We start from the raw sequence: 11,294 nt of genomic DNA, 5'->3' as shown, positions 1-11,294 counted from the left end.
TTCTTCTCAGCGCTGACCCGTCGTCGGCTGCGGCGAGGCTCCTTCACCGGCGTCGTCGACCTTCAGGCGGCGATCAAACGCTACATCGCCGAGCACAACCGGCGCGCCAGACCTTTCGTCTGGACCAAACCCGCCACCGACATCCTAGCCGCCGTCAGCCGATCCCCTGAACCATCCGTCTGAGTCAGTGCACTAGCGTTTGCCGCGATCGCGCTCGCAGCCGCAGTGATAGTGCGCTTCCGATTGCCCACACAGGCGGCAGCCCTCACGAGCGATCTCCTCGTTCTCGCCGCGGCCGCCTTGGCGCTTCTGGTGTGGCTGATCACCGGGTCAGGCCGGGAACTCGCGACGTTCTGGACCGTGTGGGGCGGCATCGTGCCGGCGCTGATGCTCGTGGTAGCAGGTGACCTCGAAGACAGACGAGAACTGTACGGTTGGGGCATAGCGCTGACCGCTGGCCTCACGATTGGAATGCTCGCCGCCTCAAGCAGTCTCATCGCCTTCTCGGGCAACCTACTGCTCTGCGCGATTCTCTTGACGCTCGCGTTAGTGGCCTGCCGTTGGGCTGCTCGCCGCATTGCCGGAAGGGTGGCATGAAACGCCTTATGCTCGGCCTCGGCTTTGCCGTTTTGCTGGCAATCCAGATCTCACCTTCGGCGATCCTGGCGTGGCAGCAGACGCAACGGCTGAACGAAGGACGCTCGGTTCGCTTGGCAGTCGAGACCCGAGACCCACGGGACCTGCTGCGCGGCGAGTACAGCGTGCTCACCTATGAGATTGGGCGCCTTCAGGGGATCAGCGCGGGTACGACGCCGACGGGCTGTGTTTTCGATGTTCGCGACAACTGCAGGCTTGAGAGTGGACGCGATGTCTACGTCCGGCTCTCCGCCGATGCAGATGGCGTGCACAGGGCGGATGGGGTGTTCTTTGATGCTCCGAGAGGAATCGAACTGTTTATCAAGGGCAGCCTGGGATCCGCTGCGCTCGTGCGCCAGGGAGCTCCTCTCAGCATTCGGGCCAGGGCGGGCGGTCAGCCGTCGGAGGTCGCCACCTGCCAGCATTCGATCTGTCTGACGGGTAGCGTGAACTATGGCATTGAGCGGTGGTACGGGGCGCAAGGAGTCCCAGGGAAACTCGATCGGACGGCACGCAAGGACATCCTTGTCGAGGTGCGCGTCGCGTCAGACGGGACAGCGGTGATCGACGGGATCACCGTGGCGGGCAAATCCTTTGCCAAAACTGCTCGCCTGTGGTGAGGATCGTCTTCAAGTGTGTAAGCATGGATCGTCGGGATCGTGAGCGATTGGGTTTTGGTGATATCCGCTAAAACGCTCTTGCCCGCCGACAGCGAACCGGGGGCAATCTACCCCAAGCGGTCAATCCGCAATCGACCCAACCTTGCCATAGCAGTTAGTTTACACAGAACCCGAAAGCGGGCGCGTGGGAAATCGGCTGAGACCTTTTGTTGCCTACGCTAAGGATACATCAGCATCTGCTTGGCTACAAACGCTCAATGGCAGACCTGATTGTGAAACGAGCGGTAGGTCGGCGCGACCTTCTTCGACGGTACGCTGTCGAGGTTGATGGGTTAACAGTAGCGTATATCCGCGCTGGCAGAACGATCCACGTCAGGATCGCAGAAGGCATGCGTGAGGTGCGGCTCTCGATTGACGGATATAGTTCTAAATCTTCGATTATTCTAGCCAGTAATCAATGTGTCGCAATTCTTCATTGCGGCCCTGCAAATAACCCGATTGCGCGAGATCGTATTCGCAACAATTTTTTAGCCCGCCACGAATTCTTCCGATCGATCGGACTGACTACATCAAAGCTGAGCTCGAAAGTGCGGCCGACTTGGCAAGTGCATTCATGCAAGCTGCATGGTCAGTGGCGTGCTATCAAATTCAAGAGCGAACGAAGCCTGGAGGTCAATCGCGATATGGATTAACCGCTGGTGACCTGTCTGTGCTGTACCATGGATGTCGTACTGCCGACGCAAACATGATAACTAGCCGGGGCTCTGCAAATGATCGTCTTTGGGGCGAGTTGACGAAAGTGGGATGGTTGACGGACGGAACTATTCCGCTGATGCTACCACGGAGATTAGCGCGCTATCGCCTGACAGAACTAGGGCTAACGGAACTACTTGAAGTGCTCAAATAGCGATCTCTCAGGCAGTTATTCTAGATTTATTCCCGTTTGCTGCCATTCCGAAATCCACCCTTAGCCGCCATTCGGCTTGCGACCCATGCCGGTCGTCAGAACAGCCTTAAGCCTTTCCCGACAGCAGCCATCTTTCCTGCGGACACAGGATCCGTCTCGTCTAACATAGGTGCCCTGCAGCCCGCCGTCGGCAACGATGCGACACTTCACGTGGGAGTACCAATGCCTCTGAACGGTCTCGAACTTTCGAAGCAGCTCATCCGATTCCGATCGATCAATCCCCCGGGTGAGGAGAAGGAATGTTCGGAGTTCATCGCTCGCCTGCTGACCGAGCACGGGTTCGACGTCGCGAGCTACGAATTTGCCAAGGATCGACCGACACTGGTCGCGCGCATACCTGGGACGGCTGGTGGCAAGCCACTCTGCTTCACGGGGCACATCGACGTCGTGCCACTCGGGTCGAACGCCTGGCGATTTCCCCCCTTTGAAGGGGTCGTACAGGATGGCCGGCTGTACGGTCGCGGCGCCAGCGATATGAAAGCCGGCGTAGCCGCGTTCATCGCGGCTGCGTGCAACCTGATCGAGGACGGGCTCAGCTTCCACCGCGGTGTCACGCTCGTGATCACCGCCGGAGAAGAGACAGGATGTGAAGGCGCATTCCACGTCGGCCGAGAGAAAGCCCTCGGACCTGCCGAACTCCTGATCGTGGCCGAGCCGACGTCCAATGCCCCCATCTTCGCCCACAAGGGCTCTCTCCGCGTCGTTGTAACAGCGCGCGGAAAGACGGCGCATTCCTCAATGCCGCACGAGGGCGAGAACGCCATCAGCAAGGCGGCTGAGTGGATCCGGAGGCTTGAAGGCCACGACTTCGGCGCTCGTCATCCGTTGCTCGGGAGCATGACGGCCTGCGTCACCACCATCCGCGGTGGAGAGAATATTAACTCGGTCCCGGACTTCGCCGAATTCACAGTCGATTTCCGGACGCTGCCGGATCAGAAGCACGAGGCGCTAATCGCCGAACTTGGCCCCTTGTTCGGACCAGAAGCTGAGATCCGGGTCGTCACAAGCTTCCCAGGGTTCGCTACCGAGCCGGCCGATCCAGCCGCCGCCCGGCTTCTATCGCTGCTGCAAGAGCGGACTGGGGCACCGGCGAAACCAGCCGGGGCACCATACTTCACAGATGCGTCAGCGCTGGTGCCGGCCTTCGACGGCGTCGCCACGGTGATCGTCGGACCGGGCGAGGCGGCGCAGTGCCATAAGACGGACGAGTACTGCCTCGTCGAACGGATCGAGGAAGCGCAGGCCATTTACAGGGACTTGATGCTCCGCATGTGCTGCGACCGTGCGGGATGAGGCGTAGCGATCGAAGCCGCTTCCGCCGTCCGGTATTGTGGCTCCGGGCCCCGAAAGCGGACCGGCAGAAATTCACCCATGTCGGTCGTAGAGCGAAACAGCGGGTCCCGACCTACGTCGGACGCGGATTTAATGGGCCACAACATGCTGGTGTTGTGACACATAAAAAGAAGTCGATCGGGACCACCTGGGGGCACGCGGGGGCACCTCGGCTGGCTTAGCGAAGCATTCCGGTCGGATGCATCCGGTAGGCCTAGTGGGCGGATGGCCGTTCGGCCTGGCGGCCGCAATCACACCCTCAGCGGGCCGGGGCTTCGGACCGAACACAGGGCCAACGCCGCCGGAAGGCGAGGCTCGCGCCGGCAAGCATGTCGACGTCGTGGAGTGGAGCGTTCGCACGCGCCCAGGTGAGGAACGTCTCCACCAGGTCCTCGATGGTGTAGTCCGGGCTGCAAATTCCGCTCGCGCTCCCGCCATTTCCGAACGCGGTCAGGGTGTCGGCGACGCCCATCAGGTAGGCGCCGCACCAGCCGGAAGCCGCCCCCTGCTCCGCCAGGCAGGCCCGGTAAAGATCCTGGGCCCGCCGCCGCGTCACGTCGACCGCACCTTGCCTTTGCATCAGTTCCCCGGTCGGCGCGGTGCCCGCAGCGGAGCCAGCTCCCCCATCGGACGACACCGCCGAAACGGGGCCGGCGAAGGCTACCGCCGCCGCGACCCGGCCACGAAGGCGATGGCCCAGAGGATCGTCGACGACCAGGAGAAGGAGATCTCCGAGATGGAGGCGTGGCTCAGGAAGAACGCCAAGTAGGCCGAGCCCACCCTTCCGAGCGTTAGACCGAGACCGAACCACCCAGGAGAACGAACATGAAGCGCATCGTGATCACCACCGCAGCCCTCCTCGCCCTCTCGCTCACCCCGGCCATGGCGGCCGGCTGCTGCGGCAAGTCCGGCAAGGGGATGTGCGCCAAGCCGGCCGCCTCGATGTCGATGAAGAGCGGCAAGAAGGGTTGCTGCTGCGAGGGCATGAACAAGTCGATGAGGATGTGAGGCGGTCGACCGGGCGTCGAGGACGGGGTCCGCTCTATCCTCAACGCCTAGTGCGGCCCTTCCTGCGCGGCGTCAGGGGTTCCGGCGCCGTCGAGGCTGCGCTCGGGTGGCAGGCCGGGACGTTCGCACCGGTCTCCAGGCTGGCGATGATCGGGCAGTCCGGTCGTCCGTCCCCGTCGCAGGCATCGGCCAGGATGCGCAACGCGTCGGCCATCTCGTTGAGCTGGCGCGCGCGGTCCTCCAGTTCCCGGACGTGCGCCCGGGCGATGGCCTTCACGTCGGCGTTGCTCCGATCCGGGTCGCTCCAAAGCCCGAGCAGCACCTTGATGCGCTCCAGCGAGAACCCGAGGTCGCGGGCGTGCCGAATGAAGCCCAGCCGATGCAGATCGGCGGCGCCGTAGTCGCGATAGCCGCTGTCCTGCCGGTCGGCCGGCGGCACGAGGCCGATGCTCTCGTAGTAGCGGATCATCTTGGCCGAGACCCCGGTGGCCCGGCTCGCCTGTCCGATGTTCATCCCATCCGCCCTGTTGACCTTACTATCATGGGAAGGTGCAGAAGGCTGTTCAACCCCATGGACGGGGCCTGTCCGCCGCTTCGACCCGAAGGTGCGCAGGGCGGCCCGGCCCAGCCTCGAAACGGAGTTTCAGATGCCAGCCACAGCCACCAGCAAGGCCACACTCTACCGTATGGTGATGCCGGCCCACACCTGCCCCTACGGCATCAAGGCCAAGGACCTCCTGGAGCGGCAGGGGTTCTCGGTCGAGGACCATTGGCTCACGACCCGCGAGCAGACGGACGCCTTCAAGTCGGAGCACGGGGTCAACAGCACGCCCCAGACCTTCATCAACGGCGAGCGTGTCGGCGGCTTCGACGACCTGCAGCGCCACTTCGGCAAGGCCGCCAACGATCCGAACGCGATGACCTACAGGCCCGTAGTCGCGGTGTTCTCGATGACGGCGCTGATGGCCCTGGCGGCGAGCCAAGCCGTCTACGGCACGCCGTTGACGATGCGTGCCGCCGAGTGGTTCATCGCCTTCAGCATGTGCGTGTTGGCGCTCCTGAAGCTTCAGGACGTCGAGACCTTCTCGTCGATGTTCCTGGGCTACGACCTGCTGGGCAAGCGCTGGGTGCGCTACAGCTACGCCTATCCCTACCTTGAGGCCGGGGCCGGCGTCCTGATGGTGGCGGGAGCCATGAACTGGCTGTCCATTCCGGTGGCCTTGTTCATCGGCGGGATCGGTGCCGTCTCGGTGTTCAAGGCGGTCTACGTCGACAAGCGCGAGATCAAGTGCGCCTGCGTCGGCGGGTCAAGCAAGGTGCCGCTCGGCTTCGTCTCGCTCACCGAGAACCTGATGATGGTCGCCATGGCCGTCTGGATGTTGGTGGCGCATCACTGAGCGGATGAAGGGCAACATTTGGTGAGGGAAGTTTCAGCCTCCGAGCGAGAGAGCCGATAATGGCGCTCCACCCCAAGCCGAAGTTGCCGGCCAGCCGATGAATGGCTGTTTTCGGGGAGCACCAACAGCGGTCTGGGCGGCTGGGTTAGGTCGGAAGCAGCCTCGGGCAACCTGCTTCAGCAGTCACCCTGAGACCACGAGCCGGCTGGTCATCGGAACGCGTGCACCGGCCGGAACTGCCTCTGCGAAAGAGACGACAGGGCCTCGTCCGCGGCCCTCAGCCCGCTGTCGTGGGCCCCGTGGGCGGTCGTGAAATCGAAGGGGTGTGTCGCCTCGCCGGCGAAGAACAGCCGGTCCTCGAAGGGCCGGGCCAGCTGGACCCGTGCCTGCGACTGCTCCGGCAGGGCGCAGCTATACGCACCGCCGATGGACGCCATCCGGCTCCACGACGTCGCCGCGAGCGGATGGATGGCCGAGGCCACGTCGGCCCCGAACAGCGCGACCAGCTGGGCGGACACGTACGCGAAGCCGGCGGCCGGGCCCTCCTCCTCCAGGATGCGGGCGCCGTCGCCTCCGAGGAACGCCTCGATGATCGGCCAGCCGTTGGGCCGGATCGAGTAGGAGGCGGACCTCGGGTCGCGCAGGTTGCCGTAGGCGTGCGTGTCCGGCCCAAACGCGGAATTGCGCCCGATCTCCAGGAAGACCTTCTCGTTGCGGCCGAGCGGCAGGGCGGCGGCCGCCTCGCGCCAGGGTTCGGTCCCGGCGGGAAGGCGGATCGCATCACTCGCCAGGACCGCGGTCGAGACCGTGAGGATGGCGGCCCCGGCGCGGACGGTGCCTGCGCGGGTGGTCACGGCGACGCCGTCCGCCGTCAGGTCGATCGCCTGCACGGGCGTGGCCAGGCGCAGCGACGTCGAGGAAGGCAAGCTGGCGGCGACCAGCGTGCCGTACCCGAGCGGCAGATGCCAGTTCTGGCCGGTCGAGGCGTCATCGTAGGCCAGGTAGTCGCAGGCGGAGATCTCTTCGGGGGCCATGCCGCTCATGAAGCCGGCGATGGCCCGGACGTAGGCGTTCCAGGGGCCGCCGGGTTCGAGCGCATCGCTCGCCCGGTCGCTGCCCGAGGCCACGGTGCGGAGACGTTCCTCCCAGTCGCCATAGGCCTTCCACGCCGCCTCCCGATCGTCCTCGTCCTCGGCCAGGGACGGATGCGCCTTGGCCCATGGCGGGTCGCCCCGATCGACCGGGAAGCCCGATGCCTCGGCGATGCCGACCCATGCGTTGCGGTCGCCCGAGTGGAGCCACTCGCAGCCGAGGTCGAGCGGGTAGCCTCCGAGGTCCTGCGTGTAAGCGCGTCCGCCTAGACGCGACGACGATTCCAGCAGCAGGGCCGATGAACCGTTGGCGGCGAGCCGGCGCGCGGCGCTGATACCGGCGGCGCCTCCCCCTACGATGATGACGTCGAATGCGCTGTCCATGACGCCAAGGTGAGGACGTCCGACACGGCTTCCAAGGTTCGTGCGGCTGCGACGCCGTAGTCGAGAAGGGTCGATCGCGCCACACGCTGCCGTTCAGGCAGGCACCTGACCCGGTCGCTCAACGGCGTCGATCGTCGCCAGGTCGGGCGCCTGCAGGATCAGCGATCGGTCGCCCTCGGCTACCTCGTTCGCCTCGTGATCGACCGAGACGAACGTGAGGCTTCCGTCGGCCTTGATAGCGATCAGGTGAACGTCGTTCGGCCGCTCGACGGCATCCTGCCCGGTCACCACGAACCGCCAACCGGCCTCGTGCCGGCCGGCCAGCGCATCGAAGCTGGCTTCCGCATCACCGAACACCTTTCCGCGGACATCCCGGCTGACGCCGGTGTCCTCGTGCAGCAGGTGGTTTTCGGACGGGGCGAGCTGATAGACGCGCTCGCGACCGATCTCCGGAGCCAGCCGCGTACATACGAGGGCGTTGTAGAGCTCGTCCCGGGTCGCGGCGAGCAGATGGTCCGGAGGATGGTCGGCCATCCCCTCCTCGGCGGAACGGGACAGGAGTTCAGCTTGAAGGGTCGGCACGCCCGCCTCTCGCGCGGCGAGCATGGCCCCGGGGTAGATGTCGATGATCACGACCGGCACGCCGGCCCGATGCAGCGCGATGACGAGATCGCTCGCCCATGGTGATGCCCCGACGACGGCGAGGCGCTGGGTGTCGGCGGCGGTCGACAGGCCGAGCCGGCGGGCGAGCGGTCCGAGGGAGAAGCCGTGGGCGAGCACGGTCGCGACGATGACGGCGAACACGGTGGGCTGGATGAGATCGCCGCCGGCATACCCCGCCTCGCTAAGCCGGGGACCGGCGAGGCCCGCGACGGCGGCCGCGACGATGCCTCGGGGGCCGATCCACCCGACGAACAGGCGCTCGCGCCGGGATAGGTCGCTACGCATCGTGGCCAACCAGATCGCCGCCGGGCGGACGATGAACAGGATCGAGGCCGTCAGCCCGAGGATGGGTACGGACAGCTTGCCGAGCAGCGCCAGGTCGAGGTCGGCGGTCAAGACGACGAACAGGCAGGACACCAGCAGGACGACGAGCGCCTCCTTGAAGCGGCGGAGTTCGGCCAGACCCGGCACGTGCCGGTTCGCGAGGGCGATGCCGAACACGGTCGCGCCGATCAGCCCGGCCTCGTTCATCAGTAAATTCGGCATGACGTAGGCGACGAGCGCGAGCGCGAGCAGCACCGGCGTCTTCAGCGTCTCCGCAACGAGGTCGCGACGGAACGCCCATGCGACCAGGAAGGCCGAACCGACGCCGAGGGCGCCAGCCACCACCACCCCCTCGGCGAGGTGAAGCATAAGAGCGGTCGCCTGGTCCTCACCGGCCCCGTGCGGCACGCCGACCAGGATCTCGATGACGACCGCGGTGAGGATGGCGCCGACGGGGTCGTTGACGATGGCCTCCCACCTCAGGAAGGCGGCCGAGCGCCGCTCTAGGCGGGCATGGCGCAGGAGCGGCAGGATCACGGTCGGCCCGGTGACGACGAGGATGGCGCCGAACACGGACGCCGGTCCCCACATCATCCCGCCGATCAGGTGGGCGGCGAGCGTGCCCAGCACGAAATTGATGGGAAGCGCGAAGGCGGTGAGCCGGAGCACACCCTCGCCCGATGCTCGCAACTCGCGGAAGTCCAGGGCGAGGCCGCCCTCGAACACCACGATGGCGACCGCCAGGCCGATGAGGGGTCTGAGGTTCGGGCCGAAATCCCGCGTCGGATGCAGCAGGCCGAGTACGGGTCCAACTAGGAACCCGAGCGCAAGCAAGAGGACGATGGCCGGGATGCGCAGCCGGGCGGCTAGAACCTGAGCGGCGATGCCGCCGGCGACGACGCAGAGGATCGTCGTCGCGACACCATGTTCCATGAAGGACGCTCCGGGCCGGCGTCCGGACACCCCCCTTGGCAGCCGAACCGGAATTTCAAGTGGGGTCGGACGCCCGCACCATTCCCTACGAAGAGCGGGGAGCTTGCCGAGCGCACAAGTCCAATCGAGCGCCCCCGCCGCGGTTCCCGTCCACATGGTGCATTCGTGGACGCACACGCCGGTACGGGCATCGAAGGTGACTGCATCGGCAGCATAGAGGAACACCACTCATGCCGCGACCACCAAGATCTCCTCCAGCCGGGTCGTGTAGCGCGGCGAGCGCATCTCGAACTTGGTCGACCATTTTCGTGCCGGCGCGAACCCCGCCGCGGCCGGGACGACCGCCCCACGCCCGAAGCGCCTAGTGCAGGCGTCCAACGCCGCCATCAGCGCGACGCCCTGTTCGCGATCGATCTGGCCGAAGCCGGGCATCGCCCGCTGTGAGGCGTGGAGCGGCAAGAGGTTGGTCGTGACCACGCCGACCTTCGAATAGTGGAAGCCGTTCCGCTAGGTCTTTCGGACGCCGTGCAAGGCAGCCATTACCATCACCAGGGTGTCGTTGCTTGCCTTAACCATCCCGGGCAAATGCTTACGGCCTAGCTTGGCGTCTGCGGCCATGTCCGCTTTTGGGGATGACCAATGACGAGCCAAATGGCTGGAATGGGCGCAAAGCCGAAGGTCCGCTTTTCGGCGGCAGGGCCCATAGAGCGTCCGAACACGCAGATTAGGGGTGTAGAACCAGCTTCTGCGGGCGCCAGTTCAGCAGTTCGCCGACGTAGATCTCGTGCTCGGACGGGCAGGCGATCTCGTGGATCCAGCCGAACTGCTTGAGCTGCTTGCCCGTCTCGCCGAGCACACCCAGCACCTTGCCGTCGAGCGACAGCTTGTAGATCCGGCCCGGGAAGGCGTCGGCGACGTAGAGCACCTGCTTCGGTCCGGGTGTGATGCACAGTGCCCAGGGTGCGCCCGGCGTGAACAAGTCGACCGTGGAGCGGTCCTTGGCCGGTTTGCCGCGGATGATGGCGCGCGCCTTATCATAGTCGAACGGCACGTCGATTTTGATGATCCGCTGGATGTGGCCTGCCGTGTCCATCACCTGGATGCGGGCGTTGCCACGATCGGCGATGTAGATGTTGTCATTCGCGTCCGAGGCGATGGAATGCAGGGTGCGAAACTGCCCCGGCTCGGTGCCGTAGCTGCCGTACGAATCAACCCAGTTGCCGTCCTTGTCGATCTTGGCGATGCGCGAGTTGATGTAACCGTCGCTGATGTAAGCGTTGCCCGCCTTGTCCCAGGCCACATCAGTGACCTGCCGAAACTGGCCCTGCACAGGCGGCAGCGGCGGCATGGGGTGCTTCCAAGGCTCCGCAGCATCGTCGGCAGCCTCGGTCTTCCGGCCCCAGACCATGGCGACGCGGCCCTCTGGGGTGAACTTCACGACCATGTCCGAGCCCTTGTCCATGACCCAGATGTTGTCCTCCCGATCGACGCGCACGACATGGGCGTAGGACCAAGCGTAGAGGCCGTGGCCGATCTCCCGGATGAACGTGCCGTCCGGATTGAACTCCAGGAGCTGGGCTGCAGCGGCGCCGTAGGCCGGCCCCTGTGTCGCCCCGCGCGACAGGATGAAGATGTGCCCCTTCGAGTTCAGCGCGATGCCCGCCACCTCGCCGAAATGGATGTCCGGCGGCAGCTTCAGGAAGTCTGGGATTGAGTCGAACGCGATCTCGGGGACCTGCGTCGCGGGTGCTGAGGATATCGCCACTGACGAAGCGGGTGCTTCACTCGGCTTGATCTCGTCGGCGCGTACGGCGGGCAGCGTCAGGGCGAGCACACCCACAGCAACGCACAGCGAGCGGATCATCTCAGGCTTCCTCACGGGCCAGCTGGTTCAAGTGCCGAGCTTGGTCACATCGGTTTAGCCCGAAACGACACAGCC

The 11,294-nt window shown here is 65.2% G+C and carries 10 protein-coding genes and 2 pseudogenes; 6 read left to right on the top strand and 6 right to left on the bottom strand.

What is annotated here, in order from left to right:
* The 4 genes and pseudogenes from MKK84_RS31720 to MKK84_RS31705 form a co-directional block, all read left to right on the top strand.
* Window positions 1–183 (top strand): annotated as a pseudogene (locus MKK84_RS31720) (IS630 family transposase); the annotation flags it as partial.
* A 60-nt stretch (window positions 184–243) separates the two neighbouring features.
* Entirely contained in the window at window positions 244–597 is a 354-nt protein-coding gene (locus tag MKK84_RS31715; RefSeq protein ID WP_243926439.1) for a hypothetical protein, read from the top strand.
* Window positions 594–1,256: a GDYXXLXY domain-containing protein gene (locus MKK84_RS31710; RefSeq protein ID WP_243926437.1), complete on the top strand. Its 663-nt coding sequence runs from the start codon at window positions 594–596 to the stop codon at window positions 1,254–1,256. Before MKK84_RS31715 ends, MKK84_RS31710 begins: the two co-directional genes overlap by 4 nt.
* 1,129 nt (window positions 1,257–2,385) lie before the next feature.
* Window positions 2,386–3,516 carry a M20 family metallopeptidase gene (locus tag MKK84_RS31705; protein ID WP_243926435.1) on the top strand — a complete coding sequence of 377 codons (1,131 nt, stop codon included), beginning with the start codon at window positions 2,386–2,388 and terminating at the stop codon, window positions 3,514–3,516.
* A 298-nt stretch (window positions 3,517–3,814) separates the two neighbouring features.
* On the opposite strand, the gene MKK84_RS31700 is transcribed toward MKK84_RS31705, so the two are convergent.
* Entirely contained in the window at window positions 3,815–4,135 is a 321-nt protein-coding gene (locus tag MKK84_RS31700; protein WP_243926433.1) for a Rap1a/Tai family immunity protein, read from the bottom strand.
* A 245-nt stretch (window positions 4,136–4,380) separates the two neighbouring features.
* On the opposite strand from MKK84_RS31700, the gene MKK84_RS31690 reads away from it, so the two are divergent.
* On the top strand, window positions 4,381–4,563 hold the full coding sequence (locus MKK84_RS31690; RefSeq protein ID WP_243926431.1) for a hypothetical protein: 183 nt from the start codon (window positions 4,381–4,383) through the stop codon (window positions 4,561–4,563).
* Window positions 4,564–4,603: 40 nt separating this feature from the next.
* On the opposite strand, the gene cueR is transcribed toward MKK84_RS31690, so the two are convergent.
* Window positions 4,604–5,077, bottom strand: a complete 474-nt coding sequence (gene cueR / locus MKK84_RS31685) for a Cu(I)-responsive transcriptional regulator (protein ID WP_243926429.1) — start codon at window positions 5,075–5,077, stop codon at window positions 4,604–4,606.
* 133 nt (window positions 5,078–5,210) lie between these two features.
* Between cueR and MKK84_RS31680 the strand changes: the two genes are divergently transcribed.
* A complete protein-coding gene (locus MKK84_RS31680) occupies window positions 5,211–5,960 on the top strand; it encodes a glutaredoxin family protein (RefSeq protein WP_243926427.1) in 750 nt (249 codons plus the stop codon).
* Between the two features lie 209 nt (window positions 5,961–6,169).
* On the opposite strand, the gene MKK84_RS31675 is transcribed toward MKK84_RS31680, so the two are convergent.
* From MKK84_RS31675 to MKK84_RS31660, 4 genes and pseudogenes are all read right to left on the bottom strand, one after another.
* Complete coding sequence (locus MKK84_RS31675; RefSeq protein WP_243926426.1) at window positions 6,170–7,435, bottom strand: flavin monoamine oxidase family protein; 1,266 nt, start codon at window positions 7,433–7,435, stop codon at window positions 6,170–6,172.
* Window positions 7,436–7,528: 93 nt separating this feature from the next.
* Entirely contained in the window at window positions 7,529–9,355 is a 1,827-nt protein-coding gene (locus MKK84_RS31670; protein WP_243926424.1) for a cation:proton antiporter, read from the bottom strand.
* A gap of 228 nt (window positions 9,356–9,583) precedes the next feature.
* Window positions 9,584–9,925: pseudogene (locus MKK84_RS31665) on the bottom strand (DUF4113 domain-containing protein); the annotation flags it as partial.
* A 154-nt stretch (window positions 9,926–10,079) separates the two neighbouring features.
* The gene (locus MKK84_RS31660) at window positions 10,080–11,219 is read right to left on the bottom strand and encodes a peptidyl-alpha-hydroxyglycine alpha-amidating lyase family protein (RefSeq protein ID WP_243926421.1); all 1,140 of its coding nucleotides are present in this window, start codon (window positions 11,217–11,219) and stop codon (window positions 10,080–10,082) included.
* Between the last annotated feature and the right edge of the window lie 75 nt (window positions 11,220–11,294).

The sequence above is a fragment of the Methylobacterium sp. E-065 genome (assembly GCF_022829605.1).
Taxonomy (GTDB): Bacteria; Pseudomonadota; Alphaproteobacteria; order Rhizobiales; family Beijerinckiaceae; genus Methylobacterium.
The sequence above is the reverse complement of the archived record's forward strand: the minus strand, read 5'-3'. Positions and strand labels throughout refer to the sequence as shown.